Below are 17,690 nucleotides of genomic sequence, written 5' to 3'. Positions count from 1 at the left end.
GCTAGCTTAGGCCCTGCACTAGCGCCAGCATCTCGTTTTGGGTAGCCTGGGTGCGGTCGTGAGCGTACCAGGTGTGCAGCTCCCGAATAAAGTCGTCGTGGGGCATGCCCTCGGCCTTGAGGCGCTGCACCAGCTCGCGGGCGGGTACCGGGCGCGGGCCCCAGTGCGTGATTTCGGCGAGCGTATTGGCATCCAGCACTACCAGCTTGGGAATGGCGCGGCTGGTGCCCGTGAGGTACTGGTCCATGAGGGCGGGGTGCTCATCGCGCAGCACGTAGCGCGTGGTGAGGTGGCCCTGGCTGGCGGCGGCCACGGCCTCTAGCACGGGCACGATTTGGGCCGCATCGCCGCACCAGCCTTCGGTAATGATGAGCCAGATATACTGGCCTTGCAGCCCTGCCGCCGCGGCAGCTAGGGCGGGCTGCACCTTCACCGTTTTGTCGAGGCGGTGCATGCGCTGCACATTGAGGGCGGTATACTCCACGAGCTCGGTAGTTTGCTGGGGGCCAGTGGTTTTGCCTTCGGCCAGTAGGTCGTCGAGGAGCTGGCGGTAGGCGGCGTAGGTGTAGGCTGCCGCAAAGTGTTCGGTGCTCAGCACGGGGGGAGCAGGGGTGGGTGTCATGCTAGCGTAGTTGGTTTTGGGTGTGTAACAAATAAGTACGGCAGTTGGCTAGCTACCGCCGAGCAGCCGCCGCGACTAATAGCTTTGCGGCATGACGACGACCAAGCTTTTTTCCCTGCTCGCCCTAGGTGCCGGGGTGCTGGCCAGCTGCCAGCCCACGCCTACTACCACCAGCACTGCCCCTTCGGCCGAAGCCGCGCCTACCGCTGCTGCCACGCCCGCTCCCGACGAAGCCAGCGCCCGTGCGGCCGTGGCGCGCCACATTCAGACACTCCCCAACGCCGCCTTGTACGTGCCCGACTCGGCCCGCGTGAACGATAACGAGGCCACTTGGCAAGTGCTGGTGCCCCGCACCGACTGGGCCAATCGCATGCCTAACCGCGCCCGCTTTGAGGTAGACAAACAGACCGGCCAAGTGAGCAGCCAGCCCGTGAAGTAACCTCGGCCGCCCAGTGGTGGGGCTTTAAAAAAGTAGCTCTGGGGCCGCATTTGGGCCTCCACCCTGCCCCTAGGGGCCGTATACCGCGCGGCTAGCAGCTCAGCGCTGCTAGCCATTCATTTTACTTGCTTCTGATTATGAACACGAAAGGCACCAAACCCGCCTGGTACGGCCTCGCCGCTGTAACCCTGGGCACCGGCATATTTTTTCTGGCTACCAACAAAGGCCGGCTTTTTAAGAAGGGGGTTACCAGCCTCAAAAACCTCCTAGGTAGCGCGGAGGCTACGCCCGTAGCAGCCGAGCCGGTGCAGGCGCCGGGCGGCAGCAGCACCGCTGGCCGCACCCCTACTCCCGAAAACGGCCACGTGCGCGATGTGAACGCCAGCAATCCGCCCAAGCCCGATTCGGGCACCAATTTCACGCCGCAAGGCGACGTGCACGAACCTAAGAAGTAGGCAAAGCAGTCCCGGAAGTGAGCAGGTAATGCAAGGCGTGGCCAGGCAAGGGCGACACGTACCCTCGCACGAGGCTATGCCGTATGCTTACCTCCTCACTACCTCACTTATTCCACTTCTTCTTATGGACCAGTTAGCCGCAGGCGTGCACCAGCTCCGCATCAAGCGCTTTGTGAACGTGTACTTTGTCGAGGCCGGCAACGACAACGAATGGGTACTCATTGATACGGGCCTGCCGGGCTCGGAAAAAGAGATTCAAGCGGCGGCCACCGAGCTGTTTGGCCCCGGCGCCAAGCCGCAGGCCATCCTGCTTACCCACGGCCACCTCGACCACCTAGGCTCGGCCAAAGAGTTGGCGGCGGCCTGGCAGGTGCCCGTTATCGTGCACCCGCTAGAGCTGCCCTACGTAACCAGTAAGGCCAAGTATCCGCCCCGCGACCCCACCGTGGGCGGCTCGTTGGCCTTTATGAGCCGGTTCTTCCCGAATGACCTACCCGACCTCACTGACGTGGTAGAACCTCTGAACACCGACGACGAAACGGCGCCTTTCCTGGCCAATTGGCGCTGGGTGCACGTGCCTGGCCACGCGCCGGGGCAGATAGCCCTCTTCCGCGAGGCCGACCACACGCTCATCGGCGCCGATGCCTTTGCCACCACCGACCACGAATCGGTACCGAGCGTGCTGCTGGGTATTCCTAAAATCAGCGTGGCCGGGGCGCCCTTCAACTACGACTGGCAGCAGTGCCGCGAGTCGGTGCAGAAGCTGGCGGCCCTGGAGCCGCGTAACATTGGCTGCGGCCACGGCCCCGTGCTCAATGGTCTGCAAGCGCTGGTAGACTTGCAGCACCTAGCCAACAACTACCCCCTGCCCGCCCAGGGCCGCTACCTACACGAGCCCGCCCGCGTCGACGCCAGCGGCGTCGAGCACCTGCCCCCGCCCGCCGAGGATAAGCTACCCAAGCAAGCTGCCGCTGTGGGCATTGGCTTGCTGCTGGCCGGCGCCGGCTGGCTACTGGTGGGTGGCCGCCGCAAAAAGCGCCGCGCCCGGACCTACGCTGCTAAGTAGTCTTCGGCTAACTTTTTGCCCTAGGCACGCCGCTGCCCCATTTTTGTGATGCGGGCGGCGGCGTGCTTCTTTTTTCCAGGACTGTATGACTAGTCGATTGCTGGCGCTAACCTTGCTGGTGCCGCCGGGGCCCAAGCTGCCCCTTGCCTTTTACACCACCTATAGCTACACGGCCTACACCGTGTACGACCACACCACTGGCGAGCCGCCCACCGTGGTGCAGGGCGTGGGCGGCACGCTGGCCCTGCGTGCCGATGGCACCTACGACAAGCGCCTAAGCTTGCTGCTGGGCAGCAGCGGCCCACGCTATTTCACGCAGCACGGCCGCTTCACCACTAAGGGCGACAGCATTTATTTTAAATTCAGCGACTTAAAAGGCCCAGACGTACAGCGCGGCACCTTCCGATACGAGCCTGGCACGCGGCGCCTCACCATTAGCATTGCCGGCTACCCGGTGGGCAATAAGGGCGTGTATGAGCTGGTGGCGGCCCCTAGGGCAGCCCGTTAGCCCCAGACTAGCGAGGCGTGCCGTTGCGGCCTACCTTTGCATCCGCATTCGGGCCGCCTCTCCCACCCCGCCGCCCGCGCTGCTATTTGTTAACTGATAACTGACTTGAAAAAATGGGACGCGCATTTGAATTTCGGAAAGGCCGCAAGATGAAGCGGTGGGACCGGATGTCGAAAGACTTTACCCGCATCGGCAAGGAAATCGTGATGGCCGTGAAAGAAGGCGGCCCCAATGCCGATACCAACGCCCGCCTGCGCACGGCTATGCAAAACGCCAAGGGCGTGAACATGCCCAAGGACCGCGTAGAAGCTGCCATTAAGCGCGCCACCGGCAAAGACGAGAAAGACTACCAGGAGGTGGTGTATGAAGGCTATGGCCCCCACGGCGTAGCCATCGTGGTCGAAACGGCCACCGACAACCCCACCCGCACCGTGAGCAACGTGCGCCTGTACTTCAACCGCAACAACGGCGCCCTAGGTACCGCCGGCAGCTCCGACTACACCTTCACCCGCAAGGGTGTATTTAAGCTGGCCGCCGAAGGGCTGGACCGCGACGAGCTAGAGCTGGAACTCATCGACTCGGGCGCCGAGGATGTGTACGAAACCACCGAGGAAGACGAGCATGGCGCCGAGCACCAGTACATCGTGGTTGAAACCGCCTTCACCGACTTTGGCCAGATGCAGCAGGCCCTAGGTGCCAAAGGCGTGAACGTACTGAGCGCTACCCTGCAGCGCGTGCCAAACACCACGGTATCGCTGAATGACGAACAGGCCGAGGAGGTTGAAAAGCTTATCGACAAGCTCGAAGAAGACGAGGACGTGCAGGCCGTGTACCACACCATGGGCTAGTGTAGCGGGGACTTTTAGTCCATGAGTACTAAGCCAAAAGATGGGCGGACTAACCTCCGTCCTACTTCTACCAAACGCCGCTAGCCAGTTAAGGCTAGCGGCGTTTGCTATTAATGTAATTGGCCAAGGTAAAATCACGATACATTCGCAAAAGCAGTGCTACTCATGCGCACTTGCCTTTGCTTATGGCCGCCAACTTCTTAGACCCTCGCGACAATAAAGTCCTTATCAGCCGCCTCTTTCTGCTGATGCCCGACGCCCGACCCCGCTGGGGCACCATGACGGCGGGCCAGATGCTGGTGCACTGCGCCGACCAGCTGCGCGTGAGCCGCGGCGAGAAGCGCGTGACCTCGCTGTGGGTGCCGGGCTTTCTGAAGCCCCTGCTAAAGAAGCGGTTTGTGACGCAGCTCAAAGAGTTTAAGCCAGGCATGAAGACCCTGCGTGAGCTAGATGCCCGCCGTGGCATGACGCCGCCCGTGAGTTTTGCCACCGACCATGCCACGCTCCTTCGCTTATTGGCGCCGTCGAGCTATAGCCCCAGCGGCGTCAACCACCCGCTGTTTGGGCAGCTGTCGGCGCAGGAGTTTGGGGAAATCACTTGGAAACATCTCGACCATCACCTGCGGCAGTTTGGCGTTTGACCAAGCATACCTAGGGCCGCCTTTTTCTCTTGCCAACAGGCACTTGCTACCGTCACGCAACTCTGCCGGCCTAGCTGATGCCTTTTTCCAACGCCGCTGAGCTTCGCTGCTAGCGGCGTTTGTCGTTTCTTGCGATTGCGTATGAAATTTCTGTTCTTCTCTGCTGGCCTGTTAGCCTTCGCCAACCCAATCCACTCTGCCAAGCTGATGGGGCCATGCGCGACCGCACGGCATGCGCAGGTAGAGGCTAGCCCGACCAGTCAGCTAGCACGTAGCGCGGCGCTGCAAGCCGAGGTAGCGCGCGCCGTGGCCGGGTTTGCGGGCACCGTGGGCGTGGCAGTACAGGAAGTAGAAACCGGCGCCAGCGCGCAAGTGAACGGACAGGCGCACCTGCCCATGCAAAGCGTGTATAAGTTTCCGCTGGCACTAGCGGTGCTGCACCAAGTAGAGCTGGGTCGCTTGCAGCTCGACCAAGAGCTACTGCTGCAGCCCGCCGACCTGCTGCCCAATACCTGGAGCCCGCTGCGCGAGCGCTACCCAGCCGGCAACGTGCGCGTGCCGTTGCGCGAGGTGCTGCGCTACACCGTGTCTGAGAGCGATAACAACGGCTGTGATATTCTTTTTCGGCTGCTTGGCGGCCCAGCGGCGGTGCAGGCCTACGTGCGCAGCCTAAGCGTAGCCGATGTGCACATTGCCGCCACAGAAGAGGAGATGCATCGGCGCGAGGATGTGCAGTACACCAATTGGGCTACCCCAGCCGCCATGTGCCAGCTGTTCGCAAATTTCAGCCGCGGCCGCTACTTGGCTCCGGCCAGCCGCGCTGTACTGTGGCAGATGCTTGCCACCAGTCCTTCCGGCCTCAAGCGGCTGCGCGCCGGCGTGCCGGCTGGTACCGAGGTGGCACACAAAACTGGCACCTCAGGCACTAACACCGCCGGCCTGACCGCGGCTACTAATGATGCGGGCTTGCTCACGCTGCCCAACGGGCAGCACGTGGCCGTGGTGGTATTTGTCACCAACGCCACTGCCTCCGAAGCGGCGGGCGAAAGCCTTATCGCAGCCGTGAGTCGCGTGGTGTGGCGTCATTTCACGGCCAAGTCCTAAAGATTCATTTTATCAATACCATTGACTTTACTTATGCTTCGCACCAAACTTTTACACTTGCTCGTGCTCGGCACGCCCGGTTTTGCACTGGCCCAGCCCTCGGCACCACAGCCGGCCGCCGACCCTATTATTCAGCGCTTAGTGAATGAGGTTTCGGCCAAGAACCTAGAGGCCGACGTGCGCAAAATGGTGAGCTTCGGCACCCGCCACACCCTGAGCGACACGCAAGACAAGAAGCGCGGCATCGGGGCGGCGCGCCTGTGGGTGTTCAACGAGTTTAAGAAATACAGCAAGGCCGGTGGCGGGCGCATGACCGTTGAGATGGACACCTTTCTGATGAAGCCCGACGGCAAGCGCGTCGATAAGCTCACGCCGATGGCCAACGTGCTGGCTACCATCCCCGGCACCGACCCCACCGACAAGCGCGTATTCATCATGAGCGGCCACCTCGACTCGCGGGTGACCGACGTAATGAACCGCACCGCCGACGCGCCCGGCGCCAACGACGACGCCAGCGGTGTGGCCGCTGTAATGGAAGTAGCCCGCGTGCTGGCCGGCCAGAAATTTCCGTGCACCATTAAGCTGGTGGCCGTACAGGGCGAAGAGCAAGGCCTCCTAGGTGCCGCCCACCTGGCCCAGCGCGCCAAGCGTGAAGGCTGGAATGTGGTGGGCGTGCTCAACAACGACATCGTGGGCAACTCGAAAGGCTACGACCCCGAAATCACGGACACCTTGCACTTGCGCGTGTTTAGCGAGGGCGTGCCAGCTAACGAAACGCCCGAGCAAGCCCGCGTGCGTCGCCAGCTCAGCTCCGAGAATGACGCGCCCAGCCGCCAGCTCGCCCGCTACGCCCAAACTGCCGCCCAGCGCTACGTGGGCGCCAATGGCTACGCGGTGCTGCTCGAATACCGTCCCGACCGCTTCTTGCGCGGCGGCGACCACACGCCCTTCAACCAGCAGGGCTACGCAGCCGTGCGCTTCACTGAAACTAACGAGAACTTCAACCACCAGCACCAGGACCTACGCACCGAAAACGGCATCGTGTACGGCGACCTGCCCGAGTTTGTAGATTACCGCTACCTACGCCGCACTGCCCAGGTCAACCTCGCCACGCTGGCCAGCCTAGCCCTGGCGCCCGCCGCCCCGCAAAAAGTGGAAGTGCTCACCGCCAAGCTTACCAACCGCACCGAGCTGCGCTGGCAGGCCCCGCAAGGTGGCCCCGCCCCCGCCGGCTACGTGGTGCTGGTGCGCGAAACGAGCGCCCCGCAGTGGCAGCAGCGCTTCCCCGTTTCGGGCACCACGGCCGACCTAGGAATTAGCAAGGACAACTACATTTTCGGCGTAGTGAGCGTGGATGCCCAAGGGCACGAAAGCACGCCCGTGCTGCCCGTGGTGGGGCGGTAAAACCATACCTTTCACACCAATGGCTAACGCAATTTTCGCGGGCTTTGACTTAGCGAATTTTTGGGATGACAGCGATTACGCGCTGAAGCAATACGTGGAAGAGGCCCCTTCTAGAGAGCTCATTGCCAGTGTAGAGCAGGAGCTAGGCTATAAGCTTCCCGCTGCTTATATCGAATTGATGCAGGGGCACAACGGCGGCACACCAATTGATACCTGCTTCCCCACCGCCAAACCCACGTCGTGGGCTGATGACCACGTCGCTATTACTGGCATTTTTGGTATTGGCCGCACCAAAGCTTATTCGCTTTGCGGCGAGCTAGGCAGCCAGTTTATGTTAGATGAATGGGGCTACCCACCTATTGGTATTTGCATTTGTGACTGCCCCTCGGCAGGCCACGACATGGTTATGCTCGACTACTCGGCTTGCGGCACTCAGGGCGAGCCCACGGTAGTGCACGTAGACCAAGAAGATGATTACGCCATCACCTTCTTAGCTAAGGATTTTGAATCCTTTGTTCGAGGCTTGGTCAACGAACAAGTGTATGATACGTCAGCCGAGGACTTGCAGAAAGACTTAGCACGCATCAGGAACGGTGCATTTTCACTGCTCCTGACCGAGCTTGTGGCCCAGCAAGCAGAAGCAGACTACGGACAGATAATTCGCAACATTTGCTACAAGCTCACCACTGCAAAGCAGTATTTTGCCTTGCATGCCGATGAGCTATCCACGCTACTCTATGATGCGCAATTTCTCTTGTATAGCCAAGCGCATCCAGTCGTTTCCAAAGCTGCTTTTGTGGAGGCGTACCCCGATATCATTGCCCTAGCAGACGGAGAATTTAGTACAAACGGCTATGCTCCAGACTTCATTGAGGACTGGTTTGAGAATAGCCGCGCGGCGGGTCAAATTGTAGTAGACCCAACAGGCCTTTTTACATTTAGTAACGCTTACGAGCATACCCTACGCCAGCGTTTGCTGCACTATCTCGCCTAGGCAATGCCGCGTCTTAACCACTTTCACGCATTGCTTTTTTAAGCTAATTATGCCCGCCCAACCCAACCTTCAACGCTTCCTCGATGCCCAAGCCACCGACTACGCCCAGGCGCTGGCCGAAGTAAAAGCCGGCCGCAAGCGCAGTCACTGGATGTGGTACATCTTTCCCCAGGTGCAGGGCCTAGGCTTCAGCGAAACGTCTCGGTTCTACGGCATCAAGGACCTGGCCGAAGCCACAGCCTACCTTCAGCACACGGTGCTGGGCCCGCGGCTGGTGGCCATCTGCGAAGCGCTATTACAGTTGCCGGGCAGCAATGCCACCAGCGTTATGGGCAGCCCCGACGATGTGAAGCTCAAGTCGTCGATGACGCTATTTGCCCAAGTACCAGAGGCTAGCCGAATTTTTGAGCAGGTGTTGGCGAAGTTTTTTGGGGGTGCGCCGGATGGCAAAACCCTTCAGCTACTCGACAAATAGACCTAGGCGGCCTCGGCTACGGGCAGCGTGAAGAAGAAGCAGCTGCCACTTCCCAGTTCGCTCTCGACCCACAGCCGGCCGCCCTGGGCTGTAATAAACTCGCGGGCAATGCTTAGCCCTAGGCCCGAGCCGCCGCGGTAGCCCGTTTTGTCGGGTATCTGGGCAAAGCGCTGAAATATCTTCTCGTGGTTTTCGGCCGCAATGCCAGGGCCGCGGTCTTGCACGCTCACTTGCACCATTCCGCCCGTGGGCACGGCCCGCACCGTGAGGGTGCCACCTAGGGGCGAGTAGCGAATAGCATTGGCCATGAGGTTGATAAGTACCCAGGTTGACTTCTCTACGTCGGCGCGCACGGCGGGTAGCTCGGCGCTGAGCTGCACGTCGAGGTGCAGCTGCTTATCGGTGACTTGGGGCTGCACAGTGGCCGTGGCGTAGCCTAGCACTTCGGCCAGGTTGGTGGGCCGCACGTCGAGCTGAATACCAGTGCCTAGGTCGAGCCGCGAAACATCAAGCAGCTCAGACACCATACGCTGCAAGCGTTGCGTTTCTTGCCGGATGTGGCCCGTCACGCGCAGGCGCTCGTCGGCGGGCAGGCGCTCGTCTTGCAGCAGCTTGGTATTGAGGTTGATGCTGCTCAGCGGCGTTTTCAGTTCGTGCGATACAGTGGCCAGGAAGTTCGACTTCACTTGGTCGAGCTTCTTAAAATCTGACACGTTGCGCAGGGTCAGCATTTGCCCCACAAACTCAGTTTTCTCGCTCACTTCGTTGAAAGAAACCAAGTCTTGCACCGCCAAGCGGTAGAAGGCCTCTTCACCGCGCTGGGCAATGTGCAGCAGCGGCGCTGCCGCCACGGCGGCCTCGCGGTTGGGGGCGTCGAGGGGCAGCAGCATGGTTTGGAGTAGGTCGTTTTCGAGGCGCACGATGGAGGCCGGGCGGCCCACCAGCTTGTCGGCGGGCAAGCCCAGCAGTTCGCACATCACGGGGTTAGCCAGCAAAATCTGACGGTTTTCGTCGAGCAGGAGCAGGCCCTCATCGAGGGTATTCACGATGCTGGCGGCGCGGTTGCGGGCGGTTATCAGCTCGGCCGCGGTGGAGGTGCGGTATTCGCGCAGCTGGCTCAGCATGCGGTTAAACGCCAGTACCACCAGCCCAAACTCATCGTGGCTTTCGCGCGGAATGCTGGCCGAAAAGTTGCGCTCGGTGGCGTGGTCGAGCGCGGCCGTGAGCTTGCGTAGTGGCTGCACCGCGGCCTCGGGCACGCTGCCCACCAGCGCCAGGGCCAGCAGCACGGCCACTGTAAGGATGATGAGCTGGTTGTCGTTGGCCCGGTCGGCGCGGCGGTTGGCTTGCTCTATCTTTCTGGTTATAGCCTTGGTGTTCAACTCTATCATTTGGTTGGTGAGGCGGCGTAGCACTACGGGCGTAGTAGCGGCCACATCAGGCTGCGCTGGCCTACCTAGGAGCCGGAAGTAACGCTGCAACTCATCCACGACGCGCTGCTCGCCAGACTCGGTCACGTTGTGCGACTCCTCACGCAGGGCGGCGGCAAACTGCGCCGTGCCGGCCGTATCGGCGGTGGGCTGGCCCAGTTGGTCGAGCGCCCGCAGCATATTTTGGCCCAGCTCTATCGAGTAGAGGTTGGCCCGCAGCACCCCGCGCGAGGCCCGGTCGAGCTGCCGCAGCGAGTAGTACGAGTAGCCCCCGATGCCGAGCAGCAGCACCAGCATCGCCAGGAAGCCTAGGGTGATTTTGGTTTTAAGATTCATGACTTTAGGTAGCACTTGTCATTGCGAGGAGGAACGGCGAAGCAATCTTTCCTTTTACATCAGAATAATTTTTGCTAGGCGTGAAGGAAGGATTGCTTCGCCGTTCCTCCTCGCAATGACAATACTTTCAATACGTTACCAAATACACATCTAGGTCGCTGCCATCGCGGGCAACAGCGCTAAGCAGGTCATGCGTGACGCCGCCGCGGCTAAGCTGCTGCCAGAGGCCCTTCTCACCGGTAATGCCGCAGACGAGCAGTGTAGCATTCTTCTCCTGCGCCACCCGCCTGATGGCTTGCACGATGTCATCATCCTTCACGCGCAAAATCTCGGCGCCGAGCTGCGTCGCCAGCTGTAAGTTGTTGATGAGGTGGCGCTGCGCCGCCAGCCCAATGCGGTCGGCGCTTTCGCGGTTAGTTTGCACATAGAGCACGTACCACACGGCCGCCCCGAAACGGTCGGCGAGGCGCGAGGCTTTGCGAATTATCTCTTTAGCAGCCCGCTCATTAGAATTGATGCAAGCCAGCAGGCGGTCGGTGTTGCGGCGCTGAACCGGGATGACGGGCGCCCCGCCCGCCTCGTTCTCCACTTGGCGACCTAGGAGCTGGGCCACCTCACGCACCGCCAGCCGCCGCAGTTGCAGCAGGTTTTCAGCCTGGAAGAAATTGGCGAGCGCCGTGGGCACCTTGGCCGCCTCGTAGATTTTGCCTTCTTCGAGGCGGGCACGCAGCTCGCCCACCGTCAGGTCCACGTTTACAACCTCGTCGGCTTGCCGCAGCAGCTGGTCAGGAATACGCTCGGTAACGTCGGTGCCGGTTATTTTCAGCACTTGGTCGTGCAGGCTTTCGAGGTGCTGCACGTTCACGGCGGTTATCACCGAAATGCCGCGCTGCACCAGCTCTTCCACGTCTTGCCAACGCTTTTGGTGGCGCGAGCCGGGCACGTTGGTGTGGGCCAGCTCATCTACCACCACCACCTGCGGGCGGCGCTGCTCGATGGCGTCGAGGTCCATCTCTTCCAGTGCCCGTCCCTTGTAAAACACTTGCTTGCGCGGTAGCAGCGGCACCTGGCGCAGCTGTGCCACGGTGCCGGCCCGGCCGTGGGTTTCGACGTAGCCGAGCAGTACGTCTACGCCGTGGGTGTGCAGGTCGTGGGCCTCTTGCAGCATGCGGTACGTCTTGCCCACCCCGGCCGCCAACCCTAGGTACACCTTGAGCGTGCCGCGCCGCTTTTGCTGCACCAAGCGCAAAAAGCGCTCGGCCGACTGGTCGCGTTGGTCTTGCTCGGGCGTGGGGTTCATGTTATTGGATTGATTTAGCAGGCTCGGCGGGCGTGGACCCCACCCCCTAGCCCCCTCCCCTCCGGGAGAGGGGGGACTAATGCTAGTTCTAGGCTTTAAAAATCACTAGAACTAGTTCCCCCTCTCCCGAAGGGGAGGGGGCTAGGGGGTGGGGTCGGCATTAGGGCGAATTAAAACGATAGCGCGACGCTAGTAGTGATATTGCCGTAGTTGCGCGAGTTGCCAGTATCGTGCTGGAAAATAGCATTCTGCGCCCGCAGGTAGCGGCCCTCTACGCGGAAGGCGACATTGGCCGTGGGCAGGTAGTCGAGGTTGAGCGAAGTGCCGCCGGCCAAGAAGCGGGCGTCGGTGGCGACGGGCGAAATACTGCTGATAATGACGCCGCGGTCGGCGTTGTAATACTCGCCGCGCAGGGTGGTCGAAAACTGGTCGCTGAGCTTGTATTTCACGAAGGCTGAGCCCGTGTGCCAGGTGTCGTAGCCGTGGCGGCCAGCGCTCTGCTGCTTGCCCACATCGAAGACCAAGGCCAGGTTGAGGCGCTCGGCGGCCGCGTAGGTGATGTAAAAATCGTGGAAGTAGCGCCGGCGTTTAAGCGAGTCTTGCGGCTGCTCATTGCCATAGAACGTGCTGCTGTTGATGAGCAGCTTATCGGTTGGCTTCCACTGAATCTGGGTACCTAGGGCCTTGCCCTGGTTGGTTTCGCGGATGTTCTGCCAGCCATTGAGCACCAGCCCGGTGAGCGTCAGCTTGGGGCTGACCTCGTAGGTAAGGCGGGCACCCGACTCGTAGTAGGGCGAGTTTTCGGCCATCAGCGAGCGGGTCAGCGTCCAGTTGTCTTTCGAAATGGCCGACTCGAAGCCGATATGTGAGCCAAAAATCCCTAGGTCGAGCCACGCCTTGGCGAAGGGCCGAAAGCCAGCGTAGGCTTCGTAAATGTGCTTCAGCACCTGGTCCTCGGCGGCGTAGTTGGCGCTAACATAAGTGCCGGCGTGGATGCCGAGCGCCCCGCGCACCTTGCCATCGTCGTAGCGCATGCCCAGCACGGCGTTGTTCACCGTGAACTCGTTCTGGCGATTGTGCGAGTACAGAAAACCCGGCCGCACGTTGGTACCGGCGTGGTTGAAATCGAAGCCATAGTAGGCATCCACAAAGCCGTAAGTAGTGAGCGGGCCGGCCACCGGAGTGGCAGTAGCGGGCGCTGCCGGGGCGGGTACGGCCAAGCTCGGGTCGGTGGTGGGGGTGGTCTGGGCCAGGGCCACGCTTGTGCAAAGGGTGGCCAGTACTGGCAATACTAGGTTTTTCATGGGTAAGCCAGGGAGCGAACCGCTCCCATAGCGGGAAGGTAAAGGGCGTGGCGCCCGCCTAGGTGGGCGGGCACCGCACGTTAACAAAAAAGCTTACTTGTGGCTGGCTAGCTCATCAAGAGCCAGGTTTAGTTGCAGCACATTGACGTGGTCGGGGCCAAACACGCTGGTTTCGACGTGCTGCTGCACCAGCGCCTGCACGCTAGAGGCGGGTAGGTGGCGAGCCGCCGCCACACGAGCCACTTGCACCAAGGCGCCCTGCGGCGATAGGTGCGGGTCGAGGCCCGAGCCGCTAGCCGTAATCAGCTCGGCGGGCACCTTGGCAGCCGTCACACCGGGGTTTTTCAGCAAGAAGGTATCCAAGCGAGCTTTCACGGTGGCGAGGTACTCGGGGTTGCTAGGGCCTTTGTTGGAACCGCTGGAGCCGTCGGCGTGGTAGTCGGCAGCCGAGGGGCGCGAGTTGAAGTACTCGGGACGGTCAAACTTCTGGCCCACGTTGGCGAAGCCGACCACGCGGCCGTTGCGGGTGATTTGGACGCCCTCGCCACGGCCGGGCGCTAGCTGCGCTACGGCCCACACCACAGCAGGGTAAACTACGCTGCACAGCACCAATAGTACCACGGTGAGGCGGACGGCGGGAATGAGTTGATTTTTCATGAGTAGAAGCAACCTAGTAGTTCTGTCATGCTGACGAAGGAAGCATCTTGCTCGCTTCGTTACTAACGTTAAGGTTTACTGCACCACGCAAGATGCTTCCTTCGTCAGCATGACAGGCATTATTAGAAGAGGATTACAAAAACAGCCCGACCAGCATATCAATAGCCTTGATGCCGATGAAGGGCACCACCACGCCACCTAGGCCGTAGATGAGCAGGTTGCGGCGCAGAAGCGCCGAGGCACCTACGGCTTGGTAAGCCACGCCTTTGAGGGCCAGCGGCACCAGCGCCGGGATGATGAGCGCGTTGAAAATCACGGCGCTTAGGATGGCCGACTGCGGCGACTTCAGCCCCATGATATTAAGCGCGCCTAGGGCCGGAATGGCGACCATGAACAGCGCGGGCACGATGGCGAAGTACTTGGCTACGTCGTTGGCAATCGAGAAGGTGGTGAGCGTGCCGCGGGTCATGAGCAGCTGCTTGCCGATTTCAACCACTTCGATGAGCTTGGTGGGGTCGTTGTCGAGGTCTACCATGTTGCCGGCTTCCTTAGCGGCTTGGGTGCCCGAGTTCATGGCTACTCCTACGTCGGCCTGGGCGAGGGCGGGCGCATCGTTGGTACCGTCGCCCATCATAGCTACGAGTTTGCCGCCTTGCTGCTCGTTGCGGATGTACTTCATTTTATCCTCCGGCTTGGCCTCGGCGATGAAGTCATCCACGCCGGCCTTCTCGGCGATAAACTTGGCGGTGAGCGGGTTGTCACCGGTCACCATCACGGTCTTGATGCCCATTTTGCGCAGCCGCTCGAAGCGCTCCTGAATGCCAGGCTTGATGATGTCTTGCAGCTCCACCACGCCTAGGATGCGGTCGTTCTCACTCACTACCAGCGGCGTGCCGCCGTTGCTCGATACTTGAGACACGTGCTGCGTCGTCTCGTTGGGGAACGTCTGGCCGGCCGCGTTAGCCAGGTTGCGGATGGCATCGGACGCGCCCTTGCGCAGGCGGAGGCTGCTGGCCAGCGTGACGCCGGAGCTGCGGGTTTCAGCCGTAAACTTGATGGGCTCGCTACCTAGCAGGCGCTCTTGCAAGTTGGCTTCGTCGAGGCGGCGGTTTTGGCGGGCCAGTTCCACAATGCTTTTACCTTCGGGCGTTTCGTCGTGCAGGGAGGTCAGCACGGCGGCCTCAATTAGCTCGCCTTCGCTTACGCCAGGGGCAGGCCAGAAGTGCGTGGCTTTGCGGTTGCCGATGGTGATGGTGCCGGTTTTATCGAGCAGCAGCACGTCGATGTCGCCGGCCGTTTCCACGGCTTTGCCACTCTTGGTGATAACGTTAGCGCGCAGGGCGCGGTCCATGCCCGCAATGCCAATGGCCGAGAGCAGCCCGCCGATGGTCGTCGGTATTAGGCACACAAACAGGGCGATAAACGAGGCCACCGCGATGGGCGTGTTGGCGTAGCGAGCGAAGGGCTGCAAGGTGACGCATACGATGACGAACACCAGCGTAAACCCGGCCAGCAGGATGGTGAGGGCAATTTCGTTGGGCGTTTTCTGGCGAGCGGCGCCTTCGACCAGCGCAATCATCTTATCCAGAAACGACTCGCCGGGCGCGGTAGTTACCAGCACCACGATGCGGTCGGAGAGCACCTTGGTACCACCCGTGACCGACGACTTATCGCCGCCTGCTTCGCGGATAACCGGGGCCGACTCGCCCGTAATGGCCGACTCGTCGATGGTGGCCAGGCCCTCGATAATCTCGCCATCGGTGGGGATAATCTCGCCGGCCTCGACCACGAACACTTGGCCTTTTTGCAGCTGCGCCGAGCTCACGCTCTGGAAGGTACCGTTTTCCTGGCGCACTTTGGCGGGCGTGTCTTGGCGGGTTTTGCGCAGCGAATCGGCCTGGGCCTTGCCCCGCGCCTCGGCGATGGCCTCGGCGAAGTTGGCAAATAGCAGCGTGAGAAACAGCACCACAAACACCGTGAGGTTGTAGCCGAAGCTGCCTTGGCTGGCGTCGGGCCGCACAAGCTGCCCTAGGGTCACTAGCAGCATCACCACCGTGCCAAGCTCCACAGTGAACATCACCGGGTTGCGGAACATGATGCGCGGGTCGAGCTTCAAGAAGGCTTGCTTCGTAGCCTCGGCGACCAGCGCGGGTTGAAATAAGGATTGAGATTGGGTTGCCATTTTGGGGATAGTCATTCAGTCCTGGCGCAGTTACCCCACCCCCCGGCCCCCTCCCCTCCGGGAGAGGGGGAGCCATGGCAGCGTGCAACATGTTCCGTGAGACGGATTGATAATTTCTAAAAAGTATCAGCAGGCTCCCCCTCTCCTGGAGGGGAGGGGGCCGGGGGGTGGGGTCCCACGCCCATCAGGCCTAGCGCGCATACAGCGTAAAGTGCTCGGCCAGCGGACCTAGGGCCAGGGAGGGGAAGAAGGCGAGCGCGGCGATAATCCAAATCACGAAGAAGACCATGATGCCGAAGGTGCCCGTGTCGGTGCGCAGCGTGCCGGCACTTTCGGGGATGAACTTCTTGCGGGCCAGCAGCCCCGCGATGGCCACCGGCCCGATGATGGGCAGGTAGCGCGCCAGCACCATCACCACGCCGGTTGAGATGTTCCACCACAGCGTGTTGTCGCCCAGGCCCTCGAAGCCCGAGCCATTATTAGCGGCCGAGGAGGTGTACTCGTACAGCATTTCCGAAAAGCCGTGGTAGCCGGGGTTGGCCAGCCAGCCGGCGTATTCGGTGGGGTTGCCCACGTAGAGGTGCGCGGCCATGGCCGTGCCGGCCAGGATGAGCAGCGGGTGCAGCAGGGCAATGATGACCGCAATTTTCATTTCGCGGGCCTCAATTTTCTTACCTAGGAACTCGGGCGTGCGCCCCACCATCAGGCCCGAGATAAACACAGCGATGACGACGAACACAAAGAAGTTGAGGAAGCCCACGCCCACGCCGCCGTAGAAGCAGTTCGTCATCATACCCAGCAGCTCGGCCATGCCCGAAATCGGCATGTGCGAGTCGTGCATCGAGTTGACCGAGCCGCAGGAAATCACAGTGTTGGTGATACCCCAGTAGGCTGAGGCCGCCGCGCCCAGGCGCATTTCCTTGCCTTCGAGGGCGCCTAGATGCTGGTCGGCCCCTAGGTGCGCGATGGCGGGGTTACCGTGCATCTCGTAGTACACGGTGGGGGCCAGCAGCAGCAAGAAGCTCACCGTCATTACCCCAAACACCATGAAGGAAAGCTTAGGCCGCCGCAGGTAGTAGCCGAAGGCGAACACCATGGCCAGCGGGATGAGCACTAGGGCAAAGTTCTCGACGGCATTGGTGAGGTACGTGGGGTTTTCGAGGGGGTGAGCCGAGTTGGCGCCAAAGAAGCCGCCTCCGTTGGTACCCAGCTCCTTGATAGCCACCATAGCGGCGGCCGGGCCACGGCTCACGTTTACCGAGTCGCCCTGTACGGTTACGAGGGGCGCCTTGGCAGCCAAGTTCATGGGCGTGCCTTGGAAGGCCAGCACCAATGCTATTACCAGCGATATAGGCAAGAGCACGCGGGTCAGGCTCTTGAGGAAGTAGTCGTAGAAGTTGCCGAGCTTGTCGGTGGTGCCTTCTTTGAGCGCATTAAAGACAATAACGCAGGCGGCCATACCGGTGGCGGCGGTCACAAACTGCAAGAACATCAGGCAGAACATCTGCGAGAAGTACGTGGCGCCCGACTCGCCTGAGTAGTGCTGCAAGTTGCAGTTGACCAGGAAGGAGATGGCCGTGTTAAAGGCTTGGTCGGGCGACATGGAGGGGTTGTGGTCGGGGTTCAGGGGCAGGCTGCCCTGGGTGCAGAGCACGAACATGGCCCAGAAAAACCACACCAGGTTGATGGTAAGCAGCGCCCCTAGGTGCTGCTGCCACGTCATTTGGCGGGTAGCATCGATGCCACCGAGGCGGCAGAGCAGGCGCTCGAGGGGCGCCAGAAAGTCGGTCCAGCTTTTATCGCCCCGGTAAATGGTAGCCAGGTAGCGGCCCAGCGGAATGGCCAGCAGCACCGTCGAGCCGAAAAGGACGCCGATGCCGAGAAGTTCTTTGTTCATGGGTGTAGCGGGAGCGGCGACCTAGGGC

At 61.2% G+C, this 17,690-nt stretch carries 17 protein-coding genes; 10 read left to right on the top strand and 7 right to left on the bottom strand.

The genetic code is table 11. From position 1 onward, the window contains the following. Position 1 precedes the first annotated feature (1 nt). Positions 2-622 (bottom strand): thioredoxin family protein, encoded by a 621-nt coding sequence (locus JAO77_RS01225; RefSeq protein WP_198988454.1) that lies wholly within the window; start codon positions 620-622, stop codon positions 2-4. A 91-nt stretch (positions 623-713) separates the two neighbouring features. Between JAO77_RS01225 and JAO77_RS01220 the strand changes: the two genes are divergently transcribed. The 10 genes from JAO77_RS01220 (at position 714) to JAO77_RS01175 (ending at position 8,556) form a co-directional block, all read left to right on the top strand. Then, a complete protein-coding gene (locus JAO77_RS01220) occupies positions 714-1,061 on the top strand; it encodes a hypothetical protein (RefSeq protein ID WP_198988453.1) in 348 nt (115 codons plus the stop codon). Positions 1,062-1,198: 137 nt separating this feature from the next. After that, complete coding sequence (locus tag JAO77_RS01215; protein WP_198988452.1) at positions 1,199-1,516, top strand: hypothetical protein; 318 nt, start codon at positions 1,199-1,201, stop codon at positions 1,514-1,516. Positions 1,517-1,640: 124 nt separating this feature from the next. After that, positions 1,641-2,582: an MBL fold metallo-hydrolase gene (locus JAO77_RS01210; RefSeq protein WP_198988451.1), complete on the top strand. Its 942-nt coding sequence runs from the start codon at positions 1,641-1,643 to the stop codon at positions 2,580-2,582. Between the two features lie 85 nt (positions 2,583-2,667). Beyond that, positions 2,668-3,090: a hypothetical protein gene (locus tag JAO77_RS01205; RefSeq protein WP_198988450.1), complete on the top strand. Its 423-nt coding sequence runs from the start codon at positions 2,668-2,670 to the stop codon at positions 3,088-3,090. A 113-nt stretch (positions 3,091-3,203) separates the two neighbouring features. Next, a complete protein-coding gene (locus tag JAO77_RS01200) occupies positions 3,204-3,938 on the top strand; it encodes a YebC/PmpR family DNA-binding transcriptional regulator (RefSeq protein ID WP_198988449.1) in 735 nt (244 codons plus the stop codon). A 185-nt stretch (positions 3,939-4,123) separates the two neighbouring features. Next, a complete protein-coding gene (locus tag JAO77_RS01195; protein WP_198988448.1) occupies positions 4,124-4,579 on the top strand; it encodes a DUF1569 domain-containing protein in 456 nt (151 codons plus the stop codon). Positions 4,580-4,720: 141 nt separating this feature from the next. Then, on the top strand, positions 4,721-5,683 hold the full coding sequence (gene bla / locus JAO77_RS01190) for a class A beta-lactamase, subclass A2 (protein WP_198988447.1): 963 nt from the start codon (positions 4,721-4,723) through the stop codon (positions 5,681-5,683). A 33-nt stretch (positions 5,684-5,716) separates the two neighbouring features. Beyond that, positions 5,717-7,087 (top strand): M28 family metallopeptidase, encoded by a 1,371-nt coding sequence (locus tag JAO77_RS01185; RefSeq protein ID WP_198988446.1) that lies wholly within the window; start codon positions 5,717-5,719, stop codon positions 7,085-7,087. Between the two features lie 19 nt (positions 7,088-7,106). Continuing rightward, on the top strand, positions 7,107-8,081 hold the full coding sequence (locus tag JAO77_RS01180; protein WP_198988445.1) for an SMI1/KNR4 family protein: 975 nt from the start codon (positions 7,107-7,109) through the stop codon (positions 8,079-8,081). A gap of 49 nt (positions 8,082-8,130) precedes the next feature. Continuing rightward, positions 8,131-8,556, top strand: coding sequence for a DUF1810 domain-containing protein (locus tag JAO77_RS01175; protein ID WP_198988444.1), 426 nt, complete (start codon positions 8,131-8,133; stop codon positions 8,554-8,556). 2 nt (positions 8,557-8,558) lie between these two features. Here the strand turns inward: JAO77_RS01175 and JAO77_RS01170 are convergent, their stop codons facing one another. The 6 genes from JAO77_RS01170 to kdpA all read right to left on the bottom strand — a co-directional run bounded on the left by JAO77_RS01170 (position 8,559) and on the right by kdpA (position 17,662). Next, positions 8,559-10,322 (bottom strand): HAMP domain-containing sensor histidine kinase, encoded by a 1,764-nt coding sequence (locus tag JAO77_RS01170; RefSeq protein ID WP_198988443.1) that lies wholly within the window; start codon positions 10,320-10,322, stop codon positions 8,559-8,561. 127 nt (positions 10,323-10,449) lie between these two features. Continuing rightward, the gene (locus tag JAO77_RS01165) at positions 10,450-11,622 is read right to left on the bottom strand and encodes a universal stress protein (protein WP_198988442.1); all 1,173 of its coding nucleotides are present in this window, start codon (positions 11,620-11,622) and stop codon (positions 10,450-10,452) included. Between the two features lie 170 nt (positions 11,623-11,792). Next, positions 11,793-12,926, bottom strand: a complete 1,134-nt coding sequence (locus JAO77_RS01160; protein WP_198988441.1) for a porin — start codon at positions 12,924-12,926, stop codon at positions 11,793-11,795. A 93-nt stretch (positions 12,927-13,019) separates the two neighbouring features. Then, positions 13,020-13,583 carry a potassium-transporting ATPase subunit KdpC gene (gene kdpC / locus JAO77_RS01155; RefSeq protein ID WP_198988440.1) on the bottom strand — a complete coding sequence of 188 codons (564 nt, stop codon included), beginning with the start codon at positions 13,581-13,583 and terminating at the stop codon, positions 13,020-13,022. A 133-nt stretch (positions 13,584-13,716) separates the two neighbouring features. Further along, complete coding sequence (kdpB, locus tag JAO77_RS01150; RefSeq protein ID WP_198988439.1) at positions 13,717-15,765, bottom strand: potassium-transporting ATPase subunit KdpB; 2,049 nt, start codon at positions 15,763-15,765, stop codon at positions 13,717-13,719. Between the two features lie 190 nt (positions 15,766-15,955). After that, complete coding sequence (kdpA, locus tag JAO77_RS01145; protein WP_198988438.1) at positions 15,956-17,662, bottom strand: potassium-transporting ATPase subunit KdpA; 1,707 nt, start codon at positions 17,660-17,662, stop codon at positions 15,956-15,958. Between the last annotated feature and the right edge of the window lie 28 nt (positions 17,663-17,690).

Source organism: Hymenobacter sp. BT559 (assembly GCF_016427535.1).
Lineage (GTDB): Bacteria > Bacteroidota > Bacteroidia > Cytophagales > Hymenobacteraceae > Hymenobacter.
Note: the sequence above shows the minus strand (reverse complement) of the source record. Positions and strands in the feature narration are given on the sequence as shown.